Origin of the sequence: Phaeovulum veldkampii DSM 11550, from assembly GCF_003034995.1 — a bacterium.
GTDB lineage: Bacteria > Pseudomonadota > Alphaproteobacteria > Rhodobacterales > Rhodobacteraceae > Phaeovulum > Phaeovulum veldkampii.
On record NZ_PZKF01000004.1, the window covers coordinates 102,858 to 128,770 of the forward strand.

A 25,913-nucleotide genomic window follows, 5' to 3' on the forward strand; every position below is an offset into this window, starting at 1 on the left:
GCGGGCGTCATGCCCGCGTCACTCAACCGCGCCATGTCCCACGGCAGGTTTCCCTGCATCAAGGATTGGCCATGACCCTTCGCTTTGCCTGCCTCACCTCGGCCCTTGCGCTGGCCACCGCGCCCGCGCTGGCCGAAACGACCTTCAACCGTATCGCCAGCTTTCCGGTGGTGACGAACATGGCCGCGGGCGAAGATACCGCGCGTGAAACCTCGTCCGAGATCGTGGCCGCTTCGGAAGACGGCCTGACGCTGGTCTATACCGACAGCCCGCTGGGCGTGCTGGGCATGATCGACCTGACCGACCCCGCGGCGCCGAAGCCTCTGGGCAATATCGCCATGAACGGCGAGCCGACCTCGGTCGTTATCGTCGGCGCCCATGCGCTGGCGGGGGTGAACACGTCGGAAAGCTTTGCCGCGCCCTCGGGGCGGCTGGTGGCGGTCGATCTGGCGACCCGGAAGGAAGTCGCCTCTTGCGATCTGGGGGGGCAGCCCGACTCGGTGGCACGCGCCAAGGACGGCAGCTTTATCGCCGTGGCGGTGGAAAACGAGCGTGACGAAGAGGTGAACGACGGCGCCCTGCCGCAGATGCCCGCGGGTTTTGTGGTCAGGCTGCCGCTGAAAGATGGTCTGCCCGATTGCGGCGCGGCGCAGAAGATCGACCTGACGGGTCTTGCCGCCATTGGTGGCGATGACCCCGAGCCGGAATTCGTGGCGATCAACGATCTGGGCGAGATTGTGGTGACCTTGCAGGAAAACAACCACATCGCGGTGATCGGCGCCGATGGGGCGGTGGCCGCGCATTTCAGCGCGGGCGCGGTGACGCTGGAGGGCATCGACGCCACCGATGAACGCGGCGCGCTGATCTTTGCCGAGCGGCTGGCCGATGTCGCGCGCGAACCCGACGCGGTGAAATGGATCGACGCCGACCATTTCGCCACCGCCAACGAGGGCGACTACAAGGGCGGTTCGCGCGGCTTCACGATCTGGCGTAAGGATGGCACCGTCGTCTACGAAAGCGGCCCGAGCTTTGAGCGAGCGGTGGCGCAGATCGGACACTACCCCGACAAGCGGTCCGACGCCAAGGGGGTTGAGCCCGAGTCGATCGACTTTGCCCGTTTCGGCGACATGCCGCTGCTGTTCGTGGGGGCCGAGCGCGCCTCGGTCGTGGGCGTCTATGACGTGACCGATCCGGCGGCGCCGGTGCTGCGGCAGATCTTGCCCTCGGGCGTGGGGCCCGAAGGCTTTGTGGCGCTGCCCGACCGCGGCCTGCTGATTTCGGCCAACGAGGCTGATCTGGGCGCCGATGGTGGCGCGCGCAGCCATGTGATGGTCTACCAGATGCAAGAGGGTTCCCCCGCCTATCCGACGATCACCGCCGCGGGCGGCGATGTGGCGGGCTTTGGTGCGCTGTCGGGGCTGGCCGCCGACCCCGAGGTGCCGGGCAAGCTCTATGCCGTGAACGACAGCTTCTTTGGCTTTCAGCCCACGATCTTCACCATTGACGCCACCCAGACGCCTGCCCGCATCACTGCGGCGCTGCCGGTGACGGCAGCGGGGATGCCCGCGCAGAAGCTGGATCTGGAGGGGATCACCCCCGATGGCAAGGGCGGCTTCTGGCTCGCCTCCGAGGGTAATGCCGACAAGATGGTGCCGCATGGCATTGTCAACGTGAATGCCAAGGGCGCGGTGAAAAAGGAAATCGGCCTGCCGGCGGCCCTGTTGGCCGGGCAGACGCGCTTTGGTCTGGAAGGCATCGCCAAGGTGGGCGACGTGCTGTGGATGGCGGTGCAGCGCGAATGGGGCGATGATCCCAAGGGGATGGTCAAGCTTCTCGCCTACAACCTTGAGGCCGAGGAATGGGGTGCTGTGCATTACCCGCTGGAGCCGAAGGGCGCAGGCTGGATGGGCCTGTCCGAAATCACCATTCACGGCGACCATGCCTATATCGTCGAGCGCGACAACCTGATCGGTGATGCGGCAAAGGTGAAAAAGCTGTTCCGCGTGAAGCTGCCCGATCTCGTGCCCGCCAAGCTGGGCGAAACGCTGCCGGTGGTGACCAAGCAAGAGGTGCGCGACCTGATCCCCGATCTGAAGGGCTGGGGCGGCTACATGCAGGACAAGGTCGAGGGTTTTGCCATCGACGCAGCGGGCACGGGCTATGTGGTCACCGACAACGACGGCGTCGATGACGCCTCGGGCGAGACGCTGTTCTGGTCGATCGGCAAGGTCGAGTGACCCGCGCCTGACGGCCCTGCGCCCCCTGCGGCCCGGCCGCGGGGGGCATTTCCGTTTCGCGGCATCGCCGGCATGGACGCGCCCGCGCCCCTGCGCTATGGGCAGGAAAACACCGGAGGTGCCCCATGTCTGGCCATGCTGACCCGATCCCGATGACCGCCCGCGCCGCAGCGCCGCTTGCGGGCGTGGCCGAGGTGCCGGGCGACAAGTCGATCAGCCACCGCGCGCTGATCCTGGGGGCGTTGTCGGTGGGCCGCACGCGCATCAGCGGGTTGCTGGAAGGGCAGGACGTGCTGGATACCGCCAAGGCGATGCGCGCCTTTGGCGCCGAGGTGACACGGCATTCCCCCGGCAGTTGGGAGGTGCATGGCGTGGGCGTGGGCGGCTTTGCCGAACCCGCCGATGTGATCGACTGCGGCAATTCGGGCACCGGGGTGCGGCTGATCATGGGGGCGATGGCCACCAGCCCGATCACCGCCACCTTCACCGGCGACGCGTCTTTGCGCAAGCGCCCGATGGGGCGCGTGACCGATCCGCTGGCGCTGTTCGGCGCGCGGGCCTATGGGCGCGCGGGCGGGCGGCTGCCGATGACCATTGTGGGCGCCGCCGATCCGCTGCCGGTGCGCTACACCGTGCCGGTGCCCTCGGCGCAGGTGAAATCGGCGGTGTTGCTGGCGGGCCTGAACGCGCCGGGCGAAACCGTGGTGATCGAGCGCGAACCCACGCGCGACCATTCCGAACGGATGCTGGCGGGCTTTGGCGCGCGGCTGACGGTGGCGGACGCGCCCGAGGGCCGCATCATCACCCTGACCGGCCAGCCCGAACTGCGCCCGCAGGATGTTGCGGTGCCGCGCGACCCAAGCTCGGCTGCCTTTCCGGTCTGTGCCGCGCTGATCGTGCCGGGGTCCGACATTCTGGTGCCCGGCGTCAGCCAGAACCCGACCCGAAATGGTCTTTTTACAACATTGCTCGAAATGGGCGCCGATATCACCTTTGAAAACCCGCGCACCGAGGGCGGCGAGCCGGTGGCCGATCTGCGGGTGCGGTTTTCGGCGCTGACGGGCATCGAGGTGCCGCCCGAACGCGCCGCCAGCCAGATTGACGAATACCCCATTCTGGCTGCCGTCGCCGCCTGCGCCGAGGGCGTCACGGTCATGCGCGGGGTCAAGGAGTTGCGGGTGAAGGAATCCGACCGGATCGACGCGATGGCCCGCGGGCTGGAGGTCTGCGGCGTGCGCGTCGAGGAGGATGAAGATACGCTGATCGTGCACGGGATGGGGGCGGGCGGCGTGCCGGGCGGCGCCACCTGCACCACCCATCTGGATCACCGCATCGCCATGAGTTTTCTGGTGCTGGGGCTGGCCAGTCGCCGCCCGATCACGGTGGATGACGGCGCGCCCATCGCCACCTCGTTCCCGGTGTTCGAGGGGCTGATGGCGGGGCTGGGCGCGCGGATCGAGCGGGGGGCGGCATGATCTTTACCGTAGCCATCGACGGGCCTGCGGCAGCAGGCAAGGGCACGATCAGCCGCGCGGTGGCGGCGCATTTCGGCTTTGCGCATCTGGACACCGGGCTTCTTTACCGTGCCGTTGGCACCAAGGGTGGCGATCCGGTGGCGGCAGCGCTGGGGCTGACCCCGGATGATCTGGCCCGCCCCGACCTGCGCACCGCCGAGGCGGGGCAGGCCGCAAGCCGTGTGGCCGCGATCCCCGAGGTGCGCGCGGCGCTGGTGGCGTTTCAGCGCCGGTTTGCCCGCGCTGACGGCGGCGCGGTGCTGGACGGGCGCGACATCGGCACCGTGATCTGCCCCGAGGCCGAGGTGAAGCTGTATGTCACCGCCTCGGATGCGGTGCGCGCCCATCGCCGCTGGCTGGAGCTGAGGGGCAGCGGCATTTCCGAGGCCGAGGTGCTGGCCCAACTGGTCGAGCGCGACCGCCGCGATACCGCGCGCGAGGCCGCGCCGCTGAAGCCCGCGGCCGATGCACTCTTGCTTGACACGACGGAACTGACTATAGACGCCGCAGTCAACAAGGCGATCGCAGCCATAAATGAGCGGATCGGGCAGGGTCGGGCGTAAGCTGCGACCCTTTCGTGTTATCCGGGCCTGTGCCTTGACGACCCCAACCAAAGACCGGCGGAGCCAACCGCATGGCCAGTCAAACATTTGAAAAGGAAACTGAACCGCATGTGCGCCAAAGCGACTATGGAAGAATTTGAAGCCCTTCTGAGCGAGAGCTTCGAGATCGACACGCCCGAGGAAGGCTCGGTCGTGAAAGGCAAGGTCATCGCCATCGAGGCGGGCCAGGCCATCATCGACGTCGGCTACAAGATGGAAGGCCGCGTTGATCTGAAAGAATTCGCCAACCCCGGTGAAGCCCCCGCCATCGCCGTGGGCGATACCGTCGAGGTTTACCTCGACCGCGTGGAAAACGCCCGCGGCGAGGCCGTCATCAGCCGTGAGAAAGCCCGCCGCGAAGAGGCCTGGGACCGGCTGGAAAAAGCCTATGAAAAAGAAGAGCGTGTCGATGGCGCCATCTTCGGTCGCGTCAAAGGCGGCTTTACCGTCGATCTGGGCGGCGCTGTGGCGTTCCTGCCTGGCAGCCAGGTCGATGTGCGCCCGGTGCGCGATGCCGGCCCGCTGATGGGTCTGAAGCAGCCGTTCCAGATCCTGAAGATGGACCGTCGCCGCGGAAACATCGTTGTGTCGCGCCGCGCCATCCTGGAAGAAAGCCGCGCCGAACAGCGCGCCGAGGTCATCGGCAACCTGACCGAGGGGCAGATCGTGGATGGCGTGGTCAAGAACATCACCGAATACGGTGCGTTCGTTGATCTGGGCGGCGTTGACGGCCTGCTGCACGTCACCGACATGGCCTGGCGCCGCGTCAATCACCCGTCGGAAATCCTGTCGATCGGCGAAACCGTCAAGGTTCAGGTCGTCAAGATCAACAAGGAAACCCACCGCATCAGCCTGGGCATGAAACAGCTTCAGAACGATCCGTGGGATTCGGTCGAAAGCAAGTTCCCGCTGGGTTCGGTCCACAAGGGCCGCGTGACCAACATCACCGACTACGGCGCCTTCGTGGAACTGGAAGCGGGTGTCGAAGGTCTGGTCCACGTTTCGGAAATGAGCTGGACCAAGAAGAACGTCCACCCTGGCAAGATCGTGTCCACCTCGCAAGAGGTCGATGTGATGGTGCTGGAAATCGACACGGCCAAACGCCGCGTGTCGCTGGGTCTGAAACAGACCATGCGCAACCCGTGGGAAGTGTTCGCCGAAACCCATCCGGTCGGCAACGTGATCGAAGGCGAAGTGAAGAACATCACCGAATTTGGTCTGTTCATCGGCCTTGAGAACGATATCGACGGCATGGTTCACCTGTCTGACCTCAGCTGGGAACAGCGCGGCGAAGACGCGATCCAGAACTACCGCAAGGGCGACGTGGTGAAAGCCGCCGTCACCGAAGTGGACGTGGAGAAAGAGCGCATCTCGCTGTCGATCAAGGCGCTGGATGCCGACACGTTCTCGGACGCGGTTGATGGCGTGAAGCGCGCCTCGATCATCACCGTTACCGTGACGGCGATCGAGGAAGGCGGGATCGAGTGCGATTACAACGGCATGAAGTCGTTCATCCGCCGCTCGGACCTGTCGCGTGACCGTGCCGACCAGCGCCCCGAGCGGTTCCAGGTGGGCGACAAGGTCGATGTGCGTGTGACCAACGTCGATTCGAAAACCCGCCGTCTGGGCGTGTCCATCAAGGCGCGCGAGATCGCGGAAGAAAAAGAAGCTGTCGAACAATATGGCTCGTCCGATTCGGGCGCCTCGCTGGGCGACATTCTCGGGGCAGCCCTGAAAGGCCAGACCGAGCGTTGATCGGTCGATTCGGCTAAAAAATCTGCGGCCTCGCCCGGTTGGGCGGGGCCGTTTTCATGCGGTCGGGTGCCGCCGGGGCGCGGCAAAGCGGCTTGGGCTGGGAAACGCGCGCCATTCCAATGACTTTGCTGTTTGTGCTGCAAAGATTTCTGCCTATAGTGGCGACCGCATTGCTCGGACCCTGTTGTCCGGGTCGATTGGGGGGATGTGCATGATCCGGTCCGAACTGATCCAGAAGATTGCCGAAGAAAACCCGCATTTGTTCCAGCGCGACGTCGAAAAGATCGTCAACACGATCTTTGACGAGATCGTCGAGGCGATGGCCCGCGGGGACAGGGTAGAGCTGCGCGGCTTCGGGGCGTTTTCGGTCAAGCGGCGCGATGCCCGCGTCGGGCGCAACCCGCGCACCGGCACCTCGGTCGAAGTCGATGAAAAACATGTGCCGTTCTTCAAGACCGGCAAGCTTTTGCGCAACCGCCTGAACGGCGAAGAGGATTGATGATGTTTCGCGCACTCCGCCTGCTTTTTCTGGCCGCTCTGGCCGTGGTGCTGGTCACGATCGCCATGGCCAACCGCCCGCCCGTGACGCTGCGCCTGCTTCCGCAGGAGGCGGGCGATTTCCTGGGCTACACATGGACGGTGCAACTGCCGCTGTTCCTTGTCATCTTTGGCGGTATTCTGGTGGGCCTGCTGATCGGCTTTGTCTGGGAATGGATGCGCGAATCGCGCCATCGCTCGGCTGCCAGCAAGAATGCCCGTCAGGTCGCGCGGCTGCAGCGCGAGGTGTCCAAGCTGAAGGGCGCCGACCCCGAGCAGAAGGACGAGGTTCTGGCCCTGCTGGAAAACAGCGCCAAGCCAGCCCGCTGACCGGCACATGGACGTTCGCGTCAAGATTTGCGGGCTGACAACGCCCGATCAGGCCCTCGCAGCCGCCGCTGCGGGGGCCAATTACATCGGGCTGGTGTTTTTCGCACGCTCGCCCCGGAACCTGACGTTGGTGCAGGCGTGCGATGTGGCGCTGGCGGTGCCGCCGGGGGTGGCCAAGGTGGCGCTGACGGTCGATGCCGACGATGCCGCGCTGATGGCGATTCTGGCCGCGCTGCCGGTCGATATGCTGCAACTGCACGGCCATGAAAGCCCCGCTCGCGTGGCCGAGGTGCGCGCGCGGTTCGGTCTGCCGGTGATGAAGGCGGTCGGCGTGGCAACCGAGGCAGATCTGCCCGCGCTGGATAGCTATGCCCGCGTGGCTGATCAGGTGCTGGTCGATGCCAAACCCGCGCCGGGGGCCGATCTGCCGGGCGGCAACGGGCTGTCGTTCGACTGGCGGCTGATCGCGCGGCGCCGCTGGCCCTGTCCGTGGATGCTGGCGGGCGGGTTAAGACCCGACAACGTGGCCGAGGCGATCCGGCTGACCGGGGCGCGGCAGGTGGATGTGTCATCCGGGGTTGAATCGGCGCCGGGGGTGAAGGATACGGAAGCGGTCGCGGCCTTTATTGCCGCCGCACGGGGGAAGTGACATGGCCGAAGACCTTATCAACAGCTTTATGACCGGGCCGGATGAAAACGGCCGCTTCGGCATCTTTGGCGGGCGTTTTGTGTCTGAAACGCTGATGCCGCTGATTCTGGAACTTGACGCCTGCTATGAACATGCCAAGACCGACCCCAGCTTTTGGGCGCAGATGGATGATCTGTGGAAGCATTACGTCGGCCGCCCCAGCCCGCTTTATTTTGCCGAGCGGCTGACAGAGCATCTGGGCGGGGCCAAGATCTATCTCAAGCGCGACGAGTTGAACCACACTGGCGCGCACAAGATCAACAACGTGCTGGGCCAGATTCTGCTGGCGATGCGCATGGGCAAGACGCGGATCATCGCCGAAACCGGCGCGGGCCAGCATGGCGTGGCCACCGCCACCGTCTGCGCGCGGTTCGGGCTGAAATGCGTGGTCTACATGGGCGCGACCGATGTGGAACGGCAGGCGCCCAACGTATTTCGCATGCGTCTGCTGGGGGCCGAGGTGATCCCCGTCACCTCGGGCCGCGGCACGCTGAAAGATGCGATGAACGACGCGCTGCGCGACTGGGTAACGAACGTGCGCGACACCTTCTATTGCATTGGCACGGTGGCGGGGCCGCACCCCTACCCGGCGATGGTGCGCGATTTTCAGTCGATCATCGGCAAGGAAGCGCGCGAACAGATTCTGGAACGTGAGGGCCGCCTGCCCGACACGATCATCGCCGCGATCGGCGGCGGGTCGAATGCGATGGGGCTGTTCTATCCGTTCCTTGACGACAAATCCGTGCGCATCATCGGGGTCGAGGCCGGGGGGCATGGCGTCGATGACCGGATGGAGCATTGCGCCAGCCTGACGGGCGGGCGCCCCGGCGTGCTGCACGGCAACCGCACCTATCTGTTGCAGGACGATGACGGCCAGATCCTTGAGGGGCATTCGATCTCGGCGGGGCTGGATTATCCGGGTATCGGGCCGGAACATGCCTGGCTGCATGACGTGGGCCGCGCCGAATATGTCTCGATCACCGACCGTGAGGCGCTGGAGGCGTTTCAACTGTGCTGCGTGACCGAGGGCATCATCCCCGCACTGGAACCCAGCCACGCGCTGGCCCATGTCGTGAAGATCGCGCCGACGCTGCCTGCCGATCATCTGATCATCATGAACATGTGCGGTCGGGGCGATAAGGATATTTTCACCGTTGCCCGTCACCTCGGCTTCGACATGAAGATCTGAGCGGGCATAAACTGTGGTTTATGCCCCTCTGAGCCGGGTTTAGAACCCGGCACATACCCCCTTTGGCCGATGGCGTCACGGGTTCGGAATGGTCCTTGTTGAGAACAGGCCGACGCGCTGGGCGTCGCCGAACAAGGGAGACAATCATGAAACGCATGACCACATTCGCGGGCCTTTTGGTGCTCGCAGCCACCGCCGCGCAGGCCGATGACCGCGCCGATCAACTGGCCCGTGATCTGGCAGGGCAGGGGTTTTCCCAGATCGAGGTCGAGACGGCCGATGGCCGGATCAAGGCCGAAGCCAAGCGTGCGGGCCAGACGCTGGAACTCGTCTATGACGCCGCGACCGGCGAGTTGCTGCGCTCGGAAACCGGACGGGGCGGTGGTCGGGGCGACGATGATGACGATGACAATGATGACAACGACGACAACGACGACGATGACCGCGATGACGACGATGACCGGGGCGGCGATGACGACAATGGTGGCGATGATGACGGGGATGACGACTGACCCGCAGCTGCAACATCGAGGATTGGCCGACTGGCCAATCCTGCACCGGGCGCGTCGGGCGCTTGCCAGCGCGGTCTTGCGGGTCAATGATCGGCGAAAGCGCGGCGGCAGGGTCGCCGATCGGGGAGAGTGATGGATCGTAGGCAGTTTTGCGCAATGGCGTTGGCGGCTCTGGTCACGGCGCACCCCGCGATGGCACAAGACGCAGTGGGCCAGGTCGAGCGCCAACTGCGGCGGCTCGGGTATCGTGACATCACACGCCAGCGCACGCTGCTGGGGCGGGTCCGCATCACGGCGCTGAACGCAAAGGGCAAGCGCGAGATCATCCTCAACCCCGGCACGGGCGAGATATTGCGCGATTTCTTCAAGCCGTTCTCGGGCGCGTCTGGCGCATCCGGCGGCCTGCTTGATGGCGACACCCGCGCGGGCAGCGCAAAAGACGACGCAGACGACGATACCGATGACGATGACGACGATCAGGGCGATGACGGCGGCGACGATGACGGCGGCGACGATGACGGCGGCGACGATGGCGGCGGCGACGATGACGGCGGTGATGATGGCGGCGGTGATGATGACTGACGCGCGGCCAGCTTGCGGACCTTGGCGATGACGCGGTTCGCTCTTGCGGCAATACTGCTGGTGCAGGCGGTTTGTGCGACGTTCTTCGTGTCAGATATCACGATGTCGGTTTTCGGGATCTATGCCGAGCCGATCAGTTGGTAGGCCCGCGAGGTGATCGAGATCGGCGCCGCGCTGGGGCTGGTGCTGGGGCTGGTGCTGGGCGGTCTGACGCTGCGCCGGTCGCTGCGCGAAACCGCCGCCGCCAACGCACGGCTGCGCCGGGCCTCTGGTGTGTTTCACGAATTGCTGGCCGAACGCTTCGCTGACTGGGGGTTGACGCCGGCCGAACGCGACGTGGCGCTGTTTGCCCTGAAAGGCATGTCCACCGCCGAAATCGCCCGGCTGCGCGCCACCTCCGAAGGCACGGTCAAGGCGCAGACCAACGCGATCTATCGCAAGGCCGGGGTTAGCGGTCGCCCGCAGCTTTTGAGCCTTTTCATCGAGGATCTGATGGCAGGCGACCCGTCGCCAGAGGCCTAGAGCCTAGTTTTTCTTCTTCTTCTTCTTCTTGCGCCCGTTGTCGTCCGAGGCGGGATGTTCGGTCACATGGGCTGCCAGTTCACCCGGATCAAGCCGCGCCAGCCCGCCATACCAGCCGGCAAATCCCTCCAGCACCTCGCACAGGGCCGCCACGCGGGCGTCGGCGGTCACCGCCTCGATCGCGTAAAGCCGGTCCAGCGCGGGGGCCAGTTCGCGGCGCTGGCGTTCGGCCAGGATCTGGCGGGCGATGGCCCAGGGGTCGGCGGGGGCGGTGAACCGATCGCGCCGGTCGCCAGGGGCGCGCGCGCGCCCGATCAGCCCCCAGCTGCGCAACTCCTTGAGCGCGGTCGAGACATTGGAGCGTGACAGCCCCAGTTCGGTCACCAGATCGTCGGCGCTGGGCGCCTGCGCCGCGCGCCAGATCGCGGCAAAACACTGGCCCGCCGGGCGCGACAGCCCGATCCGCTGCCCCATGTCGGCAAAAAGGGCGACAAGCTCGGTCTGTCCTGCGGCGGTCATCGGTGGCTCCGGTCGGTCATGATGTCGGGCGAGTGTCGCCTGTGGGATCGGTGCGGTCAAACCGGTAAGTGGTAATTTGTTCCCAGCGGCTGCCCGGTTGCAACAGGATATCTGGAAATCCGGCGTGATGCGGGGCGTCGGGCCAGTATTGCGGCTCCAGCGCGACGCCGGCGCGGGGGCCATAGGGCTGGCCGGTCAGCCCCGGAAAGGGGGCGGTATTCAGCCCCGCGCCGTCATAGACCTGAAGCCCCGGCGCCGTGGTGGCCAGCCGCAGCCGCACCCCGCTGGCGCCGGTCAGTTCGGCCGCCTCGGTCAGCGGGCGCGGCGCGTTTGACAGGCAATAGTTGTGGTCAAGCCGGGGCAGCGCGTCCAGCCTGCGCAGGGCGCGCAGATCGCGCGGGTCGCCCGCCAGCGGGCGGATTTCGCCGGTGGGCAGGCCCGCAGCATCAGTGGGCAGCAGATGCGCCGCCGCCACCCGCAGCCAGTGGCCGCCAGTGTCGGGCCGCCCGTCAAGGCTCCAGTAGGGGTGATGCGCAAGGTTCATCGGCGTGGGCCGGTCGGTTTCGGCCCAAAGCCGCAGTTCCAGCGTTGCGGGGGGCAGGATGCGGTAGGTGGCGCCGATCCGCCGGGCACCGGGCAGGCCGCCCGCGCCCCGTGCCAGATCAAGCTGCAACGCCACCCGGTCCGGCGCCAGATCCGCGATCTGCCACAGTTGCGCCCATGTCCCCTCGGGGCCGCCGTGCAGGCAGTTCGGCCCGTCATTGGCCGGCAGGTGCCACACCTGCCCTGCCGCCGTCAGTCGCGCGCCCGCGATCCGGTTGGCCACCGGCCCCACCACGGCGCCGAACCATTCCATCGGCCCCTCATAAGCGGCCAGCAGGTCCGAGCCTAGCAGCAGCGGCCATGGCACGCCGGCCAGCCGCAGGTCTTGCAGCACCGCGCCGCGGGTCAGAATGCGGGCGCGCAGTTCCCCTGCGGCCAGCGTCACCGCCTGAACCCCGCGGCCATCGGCCAGCGTGCCAAAGGCGCGCGCGCCGGTCATGCCAGCCCCAGGGCGGTTGCCGCGCGGGTAAAGCCCGCCAGCGCCGCCGCCTCGTCCGCGCCGGTTGTGGCCGGAACGCCCTGCGCCGCCAGCGCGCGGGCATAGAGTGCGGGCGTCGCGCCTTCGCCCAGCACCAGCACCCGCTGGCCCAGCCACCAGGGCCGCGCCGCCGCCAGTTCGGCCCCGATCAGCGCGCCCCAGATCGCGCCCGGCTCTGTCATTTCTGCCAGCGCTCGGGCCAGCCGTTCGGGGCGGCTAAGCACTGCCGAAAGCGCGGCGTCAAAGCCCGCCTCTGCGCCGGGATCGGCCGCCAGACAGGCCGCCACGCGACCGCTTGCCGCCGCCATCACCGACACCACCTCGCCTGCGCTCAGATGCGTCCAATGGCTGTGCGGCCCGGTCAGGCAGGCCACGCCGTCAAATTCGGGCTGCGCGGCCAGCAGCCCCGCAAGGCGCAGAGCGGCGGGGCCGGGCAGGCGTTCGGCTGTTCCGGGGCGGGCCAGATCGGGCACATGCCAAAGGTCAGAGCCGCCGCGTCGGGCCTGCGCAGGCTGTTCGGGGCGGCATGGCAGGGCGCAGACCGGGGCGCCGGGCAGGCCCGCGGCCAGAATCGGCAGACGCTGCCCGCCCCAGGGCGCAAGCGCCCCTGCCAGATCGGGCGCCGCAGCCTCGCCCCGCGCCACCGGGCCATCGGCGCCCATTGCCCAAAGCGTCAGCCGCGCCCCGTTCCATTCTGCCGCGATCCAGCGCGCGCCCTGCATTCCGCCCCCAACAAAAACCCGCGCCGGACCAGCCGACGCGGGTGGTTAGAGCCGCATTCCGCCCCGATGGCAAGCCGCCTAGCCTTTGGTCAGGCAGGCGGTCAGGTCATCGGCAAGCCCGCGCAACAAGGCCTCATACAGGCCGGGCCCATAGCGCAGGCTCGACCCCGACGGGTCGAGGGGATCGCCCAGCTTGACCGCGGTTCCCTCGACCAGCAGGGCCGCCTGTTTGGGGTCGTGCTGGGCCTCGGGGAACAGGCAGACCGCGCCCGCCTGTTCCAGCGTCTCGCGCAGGCCGGTCAGCCGTTCGGCGCCGGGCGCGGCCGCATCGCCCAAGGCGATGGTTCCGGCCACCGTCAGCCCGTAATGGCTGGCGAAATAGCCATAGGCATCGTGAAAGACCACAAAAGGCCGCGCCTGCACCGGCGCAAGCTGTGCGGTCAGATCGGCGTCCAGCGCGTCGATTCGCGCGGCGGCAGCGGCGGCATTGGCGGCATAGGTCGCCGCATTCTCTGGGTCGGTGACTGACAGTTCGGCTGCGATCAGGCCCAGCCAGTACCGCGCATTGGTCGGGTCAAGCCAGGCGTGTGGGTCCAGCCCGGCGTGGCCGTGACCCGGCAGGGTGTGGTCTTGGGCGTGGTTGTCATGGCCATGATCATGCGCCCCGGTCTGGCCGAAATCGCGGCGAAAGGTGCCCGTGGCCTCCAGCAGGCCCACAGGTTTGCCGGTCAGGCTGACCCCGGCAATCGCACGGTCGAGCCATGGTGTCATTTTCGGCCCGATCCAGAACACCAGGTCGGCCTCTTGCAAGGAACGGGCCTGCGAAGGTTTCATCTGATAGTTATGCGCATTGGCGCCCTGATCCAGCAGCACCGCGGGGGTGCCCAGATCGCCCATCACCTGCGCGGCCAGCGAATGCACGGCGGGTATATCGGTCACCACCTGCGGCACCTCGGCCAAGGCGGGCAGGGGCAGGGCGAGGGTCAGGGGAAGAAGGAAACGCATGAAGCCTCCGGTCGCTTGCTGTTCGGGGAAATCTTTTCTATGTTATAGCATAACCCGTCAAGAGGGGTGTGATAAAATAACATGCGCGAAACTTCCGCTGCCAAGGCCTGCACCGGCTGCGCCGATACCGACCCGGCGCTGGCCTTTGCCCAGCATGACCACAGTCATTGCGCGCAGGCGCTGTTGCTGCGGGCCGAAGCGGTGGCCGACGCGGCGGGGGCGCGGCTGACCCCGGTGCGCCGCCGCACGCTGGAGATTTTGCTGGAGGCGCATCGCGCCCTGGGCGCCTATGAGGTGCTGGACCGGCTGGCTGCCGATGGCTTTGGCAAGCAGCCCCCGGTGGCCTATCGCGCGCTGGAATTTCTGGTCGAACATGGGCTGGCCCATCGCATTCGCCGGCTGAACGCCTTTGCTGCCTGCATGCACCCGGGCGAGGTGCACGCGCCTGCCTTTCTGATCTGTCGGCTGTGTGGTGCTGTGGCCGAGGCCCCGGCGGGGCCGCTGCGGGCGGCGCTTGATGCTAAGGCGGCGGGGTTGGGCTTTGTGGTGGAACGCGCCAATATAGAGGCGCTAGGGCTGTGCCCCGCTTGTGTCGGGAAGGCGTCATGCACCTGATTTCAGCTGAAAATCTGACGGTGCGCCATGGCGGGGTGGCGGTTCTGGCCGATGTCGATTTCGCCATCCGCCGCGGCGAGATCGTGACGGTTGTCGGCCCCAACGGGTCGGGCAAATCCACGCTGATCCGCGCGCTGATCGGACTGGAGCGCAGCGCCACGGGGCAGGTCACGCGGCTGCCGGGGCTGTCGATCGGATATGTTCCGCAAAAGCTGCATATCGACGCCACCCTGCCAATGACGGTGCGGCGGTTCCTGTCGCTGCCCCGGCGGGTCACGGATGCCGCCGCCGCTGCCGCCCTGAGCCGCACCGGCGTGGCGGGGCTGGAGACGCGGCAGATGGCGCGGCTGTCGGGTGGGCAGTTTCAGCGGGTCCTGCTGGCGCGTGCGCTGCTGGCGCGGCCCGACATCCTGATCCTGGACGAGCCGACGCAGGGCCTTGACCAGCCGGGTATCGCCGCATTTTACCGCTTGCTGGAAGAGGTCAGGCGCGAAACCGGCGCGGCGGTGCTGCTGGTCAGCCATGATCTGCATGTGGTGATGTCGGCCTCGGATCGGGTGATCTGTCTGAATGGGCATGTCTGCTGCCAGGGCACGCCTCGGGTGGTATCGGCGGCGCCGGAATACCGGGCGCTGTTCGGTCTGGGCACCGGGGGGGCGCTGGCGCTGTATCAGCACGTCCACGACCATGATCATGACCAAGACGAGGGCCATGGTCACGACCACGCCCACCCCCACGCCGCGCATCCGCACCGGCATGACCACAGCCACGACCATTCCCAATCGAAGGCCGCCGATCATGTTTGACGATTTTCTGGTGCGCGCCGGTCTTGCCGGGGTCGGGCTGACGCTGGCCACAGGCCCTTTGGGATCGTTCGTCGTCTGGCGGCGGATGGCCTATTTCGGCGATGCCACGGCCCATGCGGCAATTCTGGGTGTTGCGCTGTCGTTCGCCTTTGGCCTGTCGGTCTATGTCGGCACCGTGGCGGTTGCGCTGGGGATGGCGGTAACGGTGGCCACGCTGGCGGGCCGCGGCCATGCGATGGATACGATGCTGGGCGTGCTGGCCCATTCCGCGCTGGCCTTTGGCCTTGTTGCCGTGTCGTTCCTGACCGAGGTGAGGGTTGATCTGAGCGCGTGGCTGTTTGGCGACATTCTGGCGGTCAGCCGCACCGATCTGGCGGTGGTCTGGGGGGGCTCGGCGGTGGTGCTGGCGTTGCTGATCTGGCGCTGGCAGGCGCTGTTGACATCGACAGTGAACGAGGAACTGGCGCAGGCAGCGGGGCTGGACCCGCGCCGCGAGCGGCTGGTGCTGACCATCGCGTTGGCGCTGGTTGTGGCGGTCGCCATCAAGATCGTGGGGGCGCTGCTGATCGCGGCGCTGCTGATCATCCCGGCGGCCACCGCGCGCCAGTTCGCCCGCACGCCCGAAACGATGGCCGTTGGGGCAAGCCTTGCCGGGGTGGGGGCGGTGGTGCTGGGGCTTTACGCCTCGCTCAGGGTTGACACACCCGCAGGCCCCTCGATCGTCACTGCGGCCGCGTGCCTGTTTGCCGCGAGCCTGCCTTTCGCCGGGCGCCGCGCCTGAGCGGCGTCAAAACCAAAGTCTTTCCTTATCCCGCCGTTTTATTGGGCTAACCATTGGCTAAATTGCAACACTGCACCGCGCCGAAACAGCAATTTGATGAAATCACCTTTCCACCACCCCCGCACTTGTGAGAGGAAGATTGTGATGCTGTCGCGTTCGGCGGCTTTCGCTCAAACCTTGGAGAATATCATGAACAAGTTTGCTACCATCGCCCTCGCTCTGAGCCTGACCGCTGGCACCGCTTTCGCTGGCGGCTACGAAGCCCCGGTCGTCGAAGCCGAGCCGGTTGTCGTCGAAGGCAACTCGTCCTCGGACGCTGGCATCCTGGTTCCGCTGCTGCTGCTGGTTGGCATCGCGGCTGTTGCCTCGAACTGATCTGTCGGTTCTGCCTTCGGGCAGAATCGAAAAGGCCGGAGAGCATTGCTCTCCGGCCTTTTTCTTTTGCGGTTGCCGGGCCGTGAACGAAGACGGACCGATCAGGGCCGCAGAACCTGCAGGCTGACATGGCCCAGCCCCGGCCCGATCCATTGCCGCGAGGCAAGGATCAGCCCCGCATCGGTGACCAGATAGGTGTTGTCGATCTTCAACGGCCCGGTGGCGCAGGTTTCATTCATCTGCCGGACGGTCACGGCCCGCCCGCCCAGTTGCGCGGCCTGGGTTCCGCCCGGCTGCACCGCGCAGTTCATGCGCAGCGGGCGTTCCACGTTGTTGCCATCCAGATAGCGCCAGATGCGTTCGGCGCTGCCTGCGCTGCGGCTGCGCACCAGTTGCCCGGCCGCGCCCGGATCGGCCGACATCAGATCATTGCCATAGCCGCGGGTGGCAACCAGAATCCCGTTGCGAAACACCATGGCCTGTTCGCCCGGCGTCGCATAAGTGCGCCTGTCGCCGTTTTCGCCATAAAGCCCCAGCACGGTATAGCCCGCGCCTGGCCCGATCTGGGCCAGCATCACCGGCCCCGGCAAGGATTTCAGCGCCGCCGCCGCCAGTTGGCCGGGGTCTTGCGCGGGGCCTGCACCCCGGCGCTCGTTCACCAGCGTTCCCACCGCCCCGCTCAGCAATCCGCCGCCCAAGGCGACCTTGCCGCGCTTGGCGCCATCTCCGGCGCAGCCAGCAACAGCTACGATCACCAGAGCCGCCAGCGCGGCGCCCGCCTTGCCGCGCAGGATCATCGCCAGAACCTTCCCCAACTGTCATAGATCGCGCCGGTATGGCTTTGCTGGATGGTGTCATAAAGCCGCCCGTCCACGTTCAGCCGCGCCCCGCCGTCGCGCGTCGCGGGGCGCAGCGTGGTGTCAAGCTTGCTGACCGTCGGCTTGCCCGTGGTCCAGGCAATTGGAATCGTCAGGCGGATGCCCTTGTCGAACGAGCCGTCGCCGAAATCCTCGCGCGACATGTCGGTGACCGTGGCGAATGCCCCCACGCGCCAGCCATTGGCGAAATCGCGGTTCAGCGCGACGGTGGCGCCCCAATCCTCGGCCAGATAGCGCCCGACATCCAACTGCCCGTTGAACCCGCCGCCAAAGTCGTAATAGGCCGAGGCATGGCCGGTCACTGTGTCATAATCGCGGAAGTCAAAGCGCTGGTCGAAATCGCGCTGGCGCACCCAGTTCACCTCGGCGCCAAGCGCCAGCCGGCTATCGACGGGTTTCCACAGCACCTCGCCCGAAACCCCGCCATACATCCGTTCCAGCAGACCCACAGTGACCCGTGAATAGACCTCGGGGGCGGGGCGGCCATACCAGGCCAGCGTCAGGCTCTGAATCGCCAGATCGTCGTGGCTGCTGTAGGCGGCGATGTCCGATCGCACCGGATAAACCGCGCCAGAGCCGCCGGTGCCGCCGGTCGCATCGTCGAGATTGCCCGCCAGCTTTTGCCGGATCGACCCCGAGGCAATCAGCCCCGGCTGGATTTCATACGAGCCCGACAGCTTCAGCCCGATATCGGCCTGCAGGCTGTTATCGGTGTCAAACAGGGTGGCATCGACATATTGCGTCAGCGACCAGCGGAACCGGGGGAACAGGCCCTCGGTAGGGCGCAGCCCCTCGGTCGGGCCTGCTGCGGCATCGCTGATGGTCATGCGCTGCGCGATATCCACCGAACTCGTGTTTTCAAACGCCTCGATATCGCTGCGGCGGAACGTGACCGACGAGGTCGGCATTCCGCGTGCGACGTTGGTGATGACCAGCGTTTCCACCGATGGCGGCAGCGCCCGCGTCAGAATGCGGGCGGTGTGCCCCATCGCCTGTGCCTGCGCGCCGTAGGATTCGTTGCGCACCCGCACCTCGGCCCGGCTGGCCGACAGCGACATGCTTTCCAGCACTTGCCCATCCTTGCGCAGGGCATCGGCCACCGCGCGCTGCACACCGGGCAGCACCTCGGGGTCTGCGGCCCAGGCGCCCGACCAGCCTTCGGGGTCGGCGCCGGGGGCCGGGCGCGGGCGCACCGGCAGCGGGGTTTTCTCGATCCCCGAGGGGAAGGGTGGGCGGCGCGGATCAAGTGAGACGGAAAACTGCAGCCCCGCCCCGCTGCCGTGAATGTAATAGCCCGACACGCCCGCATAGCGGCTGAAGCGGTAATCGAACCCGAGGTTGACCGGCGAGGCGTGGTCGAACCCGGCCAGCGCCACCTCTTGCTCATAGGCATCCGAGGAATATTCGGCCTTCAGCGTCAACTTGTCGGTCGCCTGCCACGCCAGACCGAAAAACGGCGCAATGTCGCCCCGGAACCATTTGCCCGAATTCAGTTCGCCCCCCGGCCCGGAGAAATCATAGGCCGGCCGGTCGCCAAAGCCGGAAAACCCGCCTTCGCTGCCCAAGCGGCCCCAGCCCAGACCCGCGGTTGCGCGCAGGCCGGGGCTGAGGGTCTTGGTGGCGACCAGATATTCCGAGGAATAGGCGCCGTTGCCGATAAAGTCGCGGATACCGACCGCAACGGCCGGGCGCATCCCGTTTTCTTCGGTCAGTTGAAACTGGAAGTCGAAAGACCGGTCCAGCAGCGTGCCGCCCGCGGGATCAAGGTCGTCGATGCTGGAATAGCGATAGACCCCCGACAGGCGCGGCGTGATCTGGAAGGCAAAGCTGTGGCGTTGCGCGCCGTCGGCGAAATAGGTAGTGGCGCCGATTTCACCATCAGGGCGGCTTTCGGCGGTGGGCATGTCAATCAGGCCGGGCAGGCCGAAGGTGCCGCGGCTTTCGCCGATCATCGGCTCGGCCCGAAGCGCAGGGGCGGTGACAAGCGCCAGGGCCGCAACCCCAAGGCAAAGACTGCCGCGACGGGGGGCGCGCTGGCCGGTCTGCTGCGATGCGGTGTGGCGATGCGGCGTCACGTCGATCCTCCTCGGCTCTTTTGACCCTTTTATACGCAGTTTCCGCCATCGGGCGAGGGGGAATGGAGCCGTCGCGCGATTTGGCGCAAGATGTTGCGTCTGTGTCATCGTTCACCGCGTGCGGTGGGGCGGTCAGAACCGGGTTGCCCGACAGGGGGCGATGTCGGGGCGGGGGCTGCGCCCGGCAATCAGGTCGGCCACGATTTCGGCCGTGACCGGCGCCAGCGTCAGCCCGATATGGCCATGCCCGAAGGCATGGATCACCTCGGCCCCGGCGCGCGAGGGGCCGATCACCGGCAGGCTGTCAGGCATCGAGGGGCGAAAGCCCATCCATTCGCGGTCAGGCCGCGCGGGCAGGTCTGGAAAGATCGCGCGGGCGCCCTGGATCAGCCGCGCAATGCGGTGGGGCGAGGGGGGCGCCGTCAGCCCGCCCAGTTCCACCGTGCCCGCCGCGCGCAGCCGCCCGGCCATCGGGCACAGGTAAAAGCCGCGTGCCGTGGGGCAGGTGGGCCGGCCCAGCCGTGGGGTGGCCATGTCCCATTCGACGTGATAGCCGCGCTCGGTGTCCAGCGGCACCCGGTCGCCCGCCTGCGCGGCCAGCGCGCGCGAATGCGCGCCTGCCGCGATCACCACGCGGCGCGCGTGCAGCCGCAGCCCCGGTCCGCTCAGCCGCACTCCGTCGGGCAGCCGGTCCAGCCGGTCCACCTGTGCGGCGATCACCTCGGCCCCCGCCGCCTGCGCCGCAGCGGCCAGAAGACCGACCATCCGCCCCGGATCGGTCAGAAACAGCGCCTTGGGGAAAAAGGCCCCACCCCCCGCAACGCCCGGCAGCGCGGGGTCGAGGGTTGTCACCGCGTCGGGGGACAGCATCTCGACCGTCACGCCCAGATCGCGACGGAGGGCCAGATCGGCCTTGGCCGCGCGCGCCTCGGCCGCTGTTTCGTAAAGATAGAGGCAGCCCTTGCGTTGCACCAGACCGGCGCCGCCGATCGCCTCGGCCAGGCTGCGCCAGCGTGGGGCGGCGTCTTCCAGCAGCCCTGCCAGCGCCACCGCATTGCGCCGTGAGGGGCCCGGCAGCGACTGACGCAGGAACCGCGCCAGCCAGGGCGCCAGCGCGGGCAGGGCTGCGCGGCGGATGGCCAGCGGCGAATTGGCATCGAACATCAGCCGGGGCAGGGCGCGCAGCACATCGGGGTTGCCCACAGGCTGCACCGCGTAATCGGCAATGGTGCCCGCATTGCCGCAAGAGGCACCAGACCCCGGCGGGGCGGGGTCGATCAGCACCACCTCGCGCCCCGCCGACGCCAGCCTATGCGCGATGGCAAGGCCCACCACGCCCGCGCCGACCACGGCGATGTCGGTGGAAACGACAGTCGTCATTGCGCTGGCCCCTGTAGCGGCCGAAGATTTTTCGGCGAAAAATCTTCGGCTCGGCCAGTCACATGCAGGCGTCAAACAGCGCGCGGGTATTTTCGCGCGTCATCTCGATGGGGTTGCCGCCGCAGGATGGGTCTTCCAGCGCCATTTCGGTCAGCGCATCCAGCCGCGCAGACTCCACCCCCATGGCCGTCAGGTTTTCGGGGATGTGCAGCTCGGCCCGCAGCGCCATCACCGCCGCGCGGAACCCGTCGAACCCGCCCGCGATGCCCAGATAGGCGGCGGCCTTTTCGATCCGGTCCTCGATTGCCGTGCGGTTGAAGTCGAGCACCATGGGCATCACCACCGCGTTCGTGGTGCCGTGGTGCGTGCCATAGACCGCGCCGATGGGGTGCGACAGCGAATGGATCGCGCCCAGACCTTTCTGGAACGCCACTGCGCCCATCGCGGCGGCGCTCATCATATGGGCGCGGGATTCAAGGTCGTGCGGGTTGGCGTAGACCTTGGGCAGGTTTTCAAACACCAGCCGCATTCCCTCCAGCGCGATGCCCTGGCTCATCGGGTGGTAGAACGGGCTGCAATAGGCCTCAAGGCAGTGCGCCAGCGCATCCATGCCGGTGCCGGCGGTGATGAACCGCGGCATCCCCACCGTCAGTGCCGGGTCGCAGATCGTGACCGCGGGCAGCAGTTTGGGGTGGAAGATGATCTTTTTCTTGTGCGTAACCGAATTGGTCAGAACCCCCGCGCGCCCGACCTCGGAGCCGGTGCCCGCGGTGGTGGGCACGGCCAGGATGGGCGCGATCCTGCCTGCGTCGGCGCGGGTCCACCAGTCGCCGATATCCTCCAGATCCCAGACCGAAAGGCTGGGCGCCTGATCGGCCATCAACGCGATCATCTTGCCCAGATCCAGCGCCGACCCCCCGCCGAAGCAGACCACGCCATCATGCCCGCCCGCCTTGTAGGCGGCGATGCCCTCGGCCATGTTCTGTTCGTTGGGGTTCGGGTCCACATCGGAAAACGCCGCGCGGCCCAGACCCGCAGCCTCTAGAATGGCCAGTGCATTTTGCGTGATCGGCAAGGGCGCAAGCGCCTTGTCGGTGACCAGCAGGGGCTTTTTCAGCCCCACGGTCTTGCAGTGATCGGCCAGTTCCGCAATGCGGCCCGCGCCGAACTTGATGGCGGTCGGGTAAGACCAGTTTGCCTTGGGGGTCATTTCGTCACCTTCTTGAGATGGTAGGATTTCGGCCGCGTGACCGAGTAATAGCCCAGAACCGACAGGCTGCCGCCGCGGCCGGTGTCCTTGCAGCCGGTCCAGCACAAGGCCGGGTCCAGATAATCGCAACGGTTCATGAAGACGGTGCCGGTTTCCACCCGCGCCCCCACTGCCGCCGCGCGGGCCGCGTCACGCGTCCAGATCGAGCAGGTCAGCCCATAGGGACTGTCGTTCATTGCGGCGATCGCCTCTTCGTCGTCTTTCACCGCCATGATGCCGACCACGGGACCAAAGCTTTCCTCGCGCATCACGCGCATTTCGTGGTTCACGTTCACCAGGATCTGCGGTGCCAGATAGGCGCCGCCGTCATCTTCGGGAAACAGCGCCGGGTCGATCAGTGCGGTGGCGCCGTCGGTGATGGCATCGGCGATCTGGTCGCGCACGACCTGTGCAAAGCGTTTGTTCGCCATCGGGCCGATTGTCGTGGCCTCTTCGAACGGGTTGCCAAGGCGCAGGCCCTTGACCCAGGCCACCGCCTTTTCGACGAAGGCGTCATAGAGGCTTTCGTGCACATAAATGCGCTCGATCCCGCAGCAGCACTGGCCTGCGTTATACATCGCGCCATCCATCAGGCTGTCCACCGCCGCATCCAGATCGGCGTCGTCCATTACATAGCCAGGATCTTTGCCCCCCAGTTCCAGCCCAAGCCCGGTAAAAGAGCCCGCCGCCGCGCGTTCCATCGCCGCGCCGCCGCCCACCGAGCCGGTGAAGTTGACAAAGTTGAACGCCCGCGCGCCGATCAGCGCCTCGGTCGTGGCATGGTCCAGCACAACGTTCTGGAACACGTCTTCGGGCACGCCGCCTGCATGAAAGGCCTCGGCCAGACGTTCGCCCACCAGCAGCGTCTGGCTGGCGTGTTTCAGCACCACCGTATTGCCTGCGATCAGTGCGGGGACGATGGTGTTGATCGAGGTCAGATAGGGGTAGTTCCACGGCGCCAGCACAAAGACGACCCCCACAGGCTCGCGTTCGATCCGGCGTTCAAAGCTGTCAGAAGCCTCTACCACCATCGGCGCCAGCGCCTGCGCAGCGATCTCCGACATATAGGCGGTGCGGTCGTTCACGCCGCCGAATTCGCCGCCATAGCGGGTCGGGCGGCCCATCTGCCAGGCCAGTTCCTCGACCAGAACCGGCTTCATCTCGTTCAGTTTTGCCACCCCGGCCTGCACCAGCGCGATGCGTTCTGCCAGCGGCCGCGCCGCCCAGCCCGGTTGCGCGGCGCGTGCGCGTGCCGCCATCGCTTCGGCCTCGGGCATGCTCAGGCAGGGCCGTTCGGCATAGACGCGCCCATCCACGGGCGAGATGCATTGGATCGTTTTGGTCATCGTTTCGTCCCTCTTGCGCCGTCAGGCGCGGTCAAATCCGCGTGCCACTTCCCAGTCGGTCACGACACGGTTCTGTTCTTCAATCTCCCACAGCGCGGCGCGGTGGTAATGCTCGATCACCCCGTCGCCAAAGGCCGTGCGCAGCATGGCCGAGCCGGACATCAGCTCTGCCGCTGCCCCCAGCGTTTTCGGAATTTCGCGCACCTCGCCCGCAAGGTAGATGTCGCCTGCCACCGCCGGTTCCAGCGGCAGCTTGCGCGCAACCCCCTCCAGCCCCGCGGCCAGCAGTGCCGCGCAGGCCAGATAGGGGTTCAGATCGGCGCCGCCGATGCGGCACTCGACCCGCACCGATTTGGTGCCCTCGCCGCAGACGCGGAAACCGGCGGTGCGGTTGTCAAGGCTCCAGACGGCCTTGGTGGGGGCGAACATGCCTACGACAAAGCGTTTGTAGCTGTTCACATAGGGCGCCAGAAAGGCCGTGATCTCGCCCGCATGAGCCAGTTGCCCGGCGATGTAGTGGCGCATCAGATCCGACATGCCGTGCGGGTCGGCCGGGTCGTGAAAGGCGTTGGCCCCGCCCGCCCACAGCGATTGATGCACATGGCTTGATGACCCCGCCCGCCGGTGGTCGTATTTCGCCATGAAGGTGGCCGAGGCGCCGTTCTGTTGCGCGATCTCCTTCACGCCCAGTTTGATGATCGTGTGCATGTCGGCGGTATCAAGCGCGTCGGAATATTTCGCGTTGATCTCTTCCTGCCCGGCCTCGGCCTCACCCTTGGAACATTCGACGGGGATGCCCGCATCATACAGCCCGTTGCGGATCGCGCGCATGATCGGTTCATCGCGCGCGGTGCCAAAGATCGAATAATCCACGTTGTGGCGGGCCATCGGCGTCATGTCGCGGTAGCCGCTGTCGAACAGGCTGGCATAGCTTTGTTCGAACAGGAAAAACTCAAGCTCAGTCGCCATGTAGGCGGTAAAGCCCATGGCCCGCGCGCGTTCGATCTGGCGTTTGAGCACCGATCGCGGCGCATGGGGCACCAGATCATGGGTGTGATGGTCCAGCACGTCGCACATCACCAGCGCGGTGCCCGCCGCCCAGGGGATGCGGCGCAGGCTGGCCAGATCGGGCTTCATCACATAGTCGCCATAGCCCGCCGCCCATGAGGTGGCCTTGTAGCCCTGCACAGTGGTCATCTCGAAATCGGTGGCCAGCAGATAGTTGCAGCAATGCGTTTCTTCCCAGCCGCTTTCGATGAAATGCCGGGCGTGGAACCGCTTGCCCTGAAGACGGCCCTGCATGTCCACGATGCAGGCCAGAACGGTGTCGATCTCGCCATTGGCAACGGCGGCCTTGAGGCTGTCAAAGGTCAGGTTTGCGGGCATGTCGCGCCTTTCATCGTGTCGTGCGGGGCCGGGGAAGGGGTGCGCCCTGAGGCGCACCCGACGGGTGGGTGTCGGGTTGCGGTGGCGGTGGCGGTGGCGGGGCAACATGCACCTTCAGGCGCACCAAAACTGTCCATCACCCTCACCGACCCGTTCCCGGCACCATCCCCCGATCAGCCGTAGCGGTAAGGCCGCCCCGCCTTGGTCATCGTGTCGTTATACTTCTTGATGATCTCGACGACCTTGGCCTTGACCGGGCTTTCAGCTGCGATTTCATCCCAGAACTTTGCCGCTTCGGCCTCGACGGTGGCCCATTCGGCATCGGGGATCGAGGTCAGTTGCAGCTTGGTTTCTTCGACCCGCAGCCGCGCCTCACCCGCCCAATACCAGTGCTGGCGATAGTAATGCGACTGCTCGAAGCAGACCTTCATCAGTTCCTGCAGATGCGGCGGCACCTCGTTCCAGCGATCCATGTTGGCAAAGAAATGCCCGATCCAGGCGCCCGAGATGTTGTTGGTCAGGAAGTAGTTGGTCACGTTGGCCCAGCCCACCGTGTAATCCTCGGTGATGCCCGACCAGGCGATGCCGTCGAGTTCGCCGGTCTGCAATGCCACCTCGACATCTTCCCACGGCAGCGTCACCGGCACCACGCCGAACCGCGTCAGGAACCGGCCCGCGGTGGGGAAGGTGAAGACGCGCTTGCCCTGAAGGTCGGCAAGGCTGTTGATCGGGTCTTTCGTGGCGAAATGGCACGGATCCCACGACCCGGCCGAGATGTGTTTTACCCCGACCTTGGCGTATTCCTCTTCCCAGATTTCTTTCAGCCCATAGTGGTTGAACAGTGCCGGCACATCGAGCGAATAGCGCAGCGCCAGCGGGAAATAGCCGCCGAACACCGTGACATCGGTGGGGCTGGCCATCGAGTCATCATCCGACTGAACCGCGTCGATCGTGCCCTTCTGCATCGCGCGGAACAACTCGGCCGTGGGCACAAGCTGGTCGGCAAAGTAAAGCTCGATCTCCATCTGGCCCTGCGCGATGGTGTTGAACGCCTCAACGGCGGGCTTGATCACATGTTCGCCCAGCGCCGCCCCGGCATAGGTTTGCAGCCGCCATTTGATCGGCGTCTGCGCCCGCACGGCGGGGGCGGCCAGCGTTGCGGCCCCGGCGGCAAGCGCGCCGGTGGCGAGAAACTTCCGTCTTGTCGTGGTCATGCTGTTCTCTCCG

26 protein-coding genes are annotated in these 25,913 nt (G+C 66.5%); 15 read left to right on the forward strand and 11 right to left on the reverse strand.

Going from position 1 to position 25,913, the window contains the following annotated elements; genetic code table 11:
- The first annotated feature begins 71 nt into the window (after nt 1-71).
- From C5F46_RS02890 to C5F46_RS02940, 11 genes are all read left to right on the forward strand, one after another.
- Nucleotides 72-2,237 carry an esterase-like activity of phytase family protein gene (locus C5F46_RS02890; protein WP_107323848.1) on the forward strand — a complete coding sequence of 722 codons (2,166 nt, stop codon included), beginning with the start codon at nt 72-74 and terminating at the stop codon, nt 2,235-2,237.
- Nucleotides 2,238-2,362: 125 nt separating this feature from the next.
- Nucleotides 2,363-3,712: a 3-phosphoshikimate 1-carboxyvinyltransferase gene (gene aroA, locus C5F46_RS02895; RefSeq protein ID WP_107323849.1), complete on the forward strand. Its 1,350-nt coding sequence runs from the start codon at nt 2,363-2,365 to the stop codon at nt 3,710-3,712.
- The gene (locus tag C5F46_RS02900) at nt 3,709-4,314 is read left to right on the forward strand and encodes a (d)CMP kinase (RefSeq protein WP_107323850.1); all 606 of its coding nucleotides are present in this window, start codon (nt 3,709-3,711) and stop codon (nt 4,312-4,314) included. The genes aroA and C5F46_RS02900 overlap by 4 nt, the downstream gene beginning before the upstream one ends.
- Before the next feature lie 108 nt (nt 4,315-4,422).
- Complete coding sequence (gene rpsA / locus C5F46_RS02905) at nt 4,423-6,108, forward strand: 30S ribosomal protein S1 (protein WP_107323851.1); 1,686 nt, start codon at nt 4,423-4,425, stop codon at nt 6,106-6,108.
- A 211-nt stretch (nt 6,109-6,319) separates the two neighbouring features.
- Nucleotides 6,320-6,607, forward strand: coding sequence for an integration host factor subunit beta (gene ihfB, locus C5F46_RS02910; RefSeq protein WP_107323898.1), 288 nt, complete (start codon nt 6,320-6,322; stop codon nt 6,605-6,607).
- Between the two features lie 2 nt (nt 6,608-6,609).
- Complete coding sequence (locus C5F46_RS02915) at nt 6,610-6,975, forward strand: lipopolysaccharide assembly protein LapA domain-containing protein (RefSeq protein WP_107323899.1); 366 nt, start codon at nt 6,610-6,612, stop codon at nt 6,973-6,975.
- A gap of 7 nt (nt 6,976-6,982) precedes the next feature.
- Nucleotides 6,983-7,624, forward strand: a complete 642-nt coding sequence (locus C5F46_RS02920; RefSeq protein ID WP_107323852.1) for a phosphoribosylanthranilate isomerase — start codon at nt 6,983-6,985, stop codon at nt 7,622-7,624.
- Between the two features lies 1 nt (nt 7,625).
- Nucleotides 7,626-8,852 (forward strand): tryptophan synthase subunit beta, encoded by a 1,227-nt coding sequence (trpB, locus tag C5F46_RS02925; protein WP_107323853.1) that lies wholly within the window; start codon nt 7,626-7,628, stop codon nt 8,850-8,852.
- 146 nt (nt 8,853-8,998) lie between these two features.
- Nucleotides 8,999-9,364: a PepSY domain-containing protein gene (locus C5F46_RS02930; protein ID WP_107323854.1), complete on the forward strand. Its 366-nt coding sequence runs from the start codon at nt 8,999-9,001 to the stop codon at nt 9,362-9,364.
- A gap of 132 nt (nt 9,365-9,496) precedes the next feature.
- Nucleotides 9,497-9,946, forward strand: coding sequence for a hypothetical protein (locus tag C5F46_RS02935; RefSeq protein ID WP_181317727.1), 450 nt, complete (start codon nt 9,497-9,499; stop codon nt 9,944-9,946).
- A gap of 153 nt (nt 9,947-10,099) precedes the next feature.
- Entirely contained in the window at nt 10,100-10,468 is a 369-nt protein-coding gene (locus C5F46_RS02940; protein WP_235820064.1) for a helix-turn-helix transcriptional regulator, read from the forward strand.
- 3 nt (nt 10,469-10,471) lie between these two features.
- Here the strand turns inward: C5F46_RS02940 and C5F46_RS02945 are convergent, their stop codons facing one another.
- From C5F46_RS02945 to C5F46_RS02960, 4 genes are all read right to left on the reverse strand, one after another.
- On the reverse strand, nt 10,472-10,987 hold the full coding sequence (locus C5F46_RS02945; RefSeq protein WP_107323855.1) for a GbsR/MarR family transcriptional regulator: 516 nt from the start codon (nt 10,985-10,987) through the stop codon (nt 10,472-10,474).
- A 16-nt stretch (nt 10,988-11,003) separates the two neighbouring features.
- A complete protein-coding gene (locus C5F46_RS02950; RefSeq protein WP_107323856.1) occupies nt 11,004-12,029 on the reverse strand; it encodes an aldose epimerase family protein in 1,026 nt (341 codons plus the stop codon).
- On the reverse strand, nt 12,026-12,790 hold the full coding sequence (locus C5F46_RS02955) for a 2-dehydro-3-deoxygalactonokinase (RefSeq protein WP_107323857.1): 765 nt from the start codon (nt 12,788-12,790) through the stop codon (nt 12,026-12,028). Before C5F46_RS02955 ends, C5F46_RS02950 begins: the two co-directional genes overlap by 4 nt.
- A 78-nt stretch (nt 12,791-12,868) precedes the next feature.
- Nucleotides 12,869-13,795: a zinc ABC transporter substrate-binding protein gene (locus C5F46_RS02960; RefSeq protein ID WP_107323858.1), complete on the reverse strand. Its 927-nt coding sequence runs from the start codon at nt 13,793-13,795 to the stop codon at nt 12,869-12,871.
- Between the two features lie 81 nt (nt 13,796-13,876).
- Here C5F46_RS02960 and C5F46_RS02965 point away from each other — a divergent pair, with 81 nt between their 5' ends.
- The 4 genes from C5F46_RS02965 to C5F46_RS02980 all read left to right on the forward strand — a co-directional run bounded on the left by C5F46_RS02965 (nt 13,877) and on the right by C5F46_RS02980 (nt 16,372).
- Complete coding sequence (locus tag C5F46_RS02965; protein ID WP_107323859.1) at nt 13,877-14,410, forward strand: Fur family transcriptional regulator; 534 nt, start codon at nt 13,877-13,879, stop codon at nt 14,408-14,410.
- Nucleotides 14,401-15,216: a metal ABC transporter ATP-binding protein gene (locus C5F46_RS17240; protein WP_107323860.1), complete on the forward strand. Its 816-nt coding sequence runs from the start codon at nt 14,401-14,403 to the stop codon at nt 15,214-15,216. The genes C5F46_RS02965 and C5F46_RS17240 overlap by 10 nt, the downstream gene beginning before the upstream one ends.
- Nucleotides 15,209-15,997, forward strand: coding sequence for an iron chelate uptake ABC transporter family permease subunit (locus C5F46_RS02975; RefSeq protein ID WP_107323861.1), 789 nt, complete (start codon nt 15,209-15,211; stop codon nt 15,995-15,997). The genes C5F46_RS17240 and C5F46_RS02975 overlap by 8 nt, the downstream gene beginning before the upstream one ends.
- Before the next feature lie 189 nt (nt 15,998-16,186).
- The gene (locus C5F46_RS02980) at nt 16,187-16,372 is read left to right on the forward strand and encodes a hypothetical protein (protein WP_168796812.1); all 186 of its coding nucleotides are present in this window, start codon (nt 16,187-16,189) and stop codon (nt 16,370-16,372) included.
- A gap of 101 nt (nt 16,373-16,473) precedes the next feature.
- Here the strand turns inward: C5F46_RS02980 and C5F46_RS02985 are convergent, their stop codons facing one another.
- The 7 genes from C5F46_RS02985 to C5F46_RS03015 form a co-directional block, all read right to left on the reverse strand.
- Nucleotides 16,474-17,169 carry a YjbF family lipoprotein gene (locus tag C5F46_RS02985; protein WP_133618357.1) on the reverse strand — a complete coding sequence of 232 codons (696 nt, stop codon included), beginning with the start codon at nt 17,167-17,169 and terminating at the stop codon, nt 16,474-16,476.
- Entirely contained in the window at nt 17,166-19,325 is a 2,160-nt protein-coding gene (locus C5F46_RS02990; protein WP_235820065.1) for a YjbH domain-containing protein, read from the reverse strand. The genes C5F46_RS02985 and C5F46_RS02990 overlap by 4 nt, the downstream gene beginning before the upstream one ends.
- Before the next feature lie 132 nt (nt 19,326-19,457).
- The gene (locus C5F46_RS02995; protein WP_107323865.1) at nt 19,458-20,705 is read right to left on the reverse strand and encodes an NAD(P)/FAD-dependent oxidoreductase; all 1,248 of its coding nucleotides are present in this window, start codon (nt 20,703-20,705) and stop codon (nt 19,458-19,460) included.
- A 58-nt stretch (nt 20,706-20,763) separates the two neighbouring features.
- Complete coding sequence (locus C5F46_RS03000; protein ID WP_107323866.1) at nt 20,764-21,915, reverse strand: iron-containing alcohol dehydrogenase; 1,152 nt, start codon at nt 21,913-21,915, stop codon at nt 20,764-20,766.
- The gene (locus C5F46_RS03005; RefSeq protein WP_107323867.1) at nt 21,912-23,300 is read right to left on the reverse strand and encodes an aldehyde dehydrogenase family protein; all 1,389 of its coding nucleotides are present in this window, start codon (nt 23,298-23,300) and stop codon (nt 21,912-21,914) included. Before C5F46_RS03005 ends, C5F46_RS03000 begins: the two co-directional genes overlap by 4 nt.
- 21 nt (nt 23,301-23,321) lie before the next feature.
- The gene (locus tag C5F46_RS03010; protein WP_107323868.1) at nt 23,322-24,686 is read right to left on the reverse strand and encodes a glutamine synthetase family protein; all 1,365 of its coding nucleotides are present in this window, start codon (nt 24,684-24,686) and stop codon (nt 23,322-23,324) included.
- Between the two features lie 173 nt (nt 24,687-24,859).
- Nucleotides 24,860-25,900 (reverse strand): TRAP transporter substrate-binding protein, encoded by a 1,041-nt coding sequence (locus C5F46_RS03015; RefSeq protein ID WP_107323869.1) that lies wholly within the window; start codon nt 25,898-25,900, stop codon nt 24,860-24,862.
- Between the last annotated feature and the right edge of the window lie 13 nt (nt 25,901-25,913).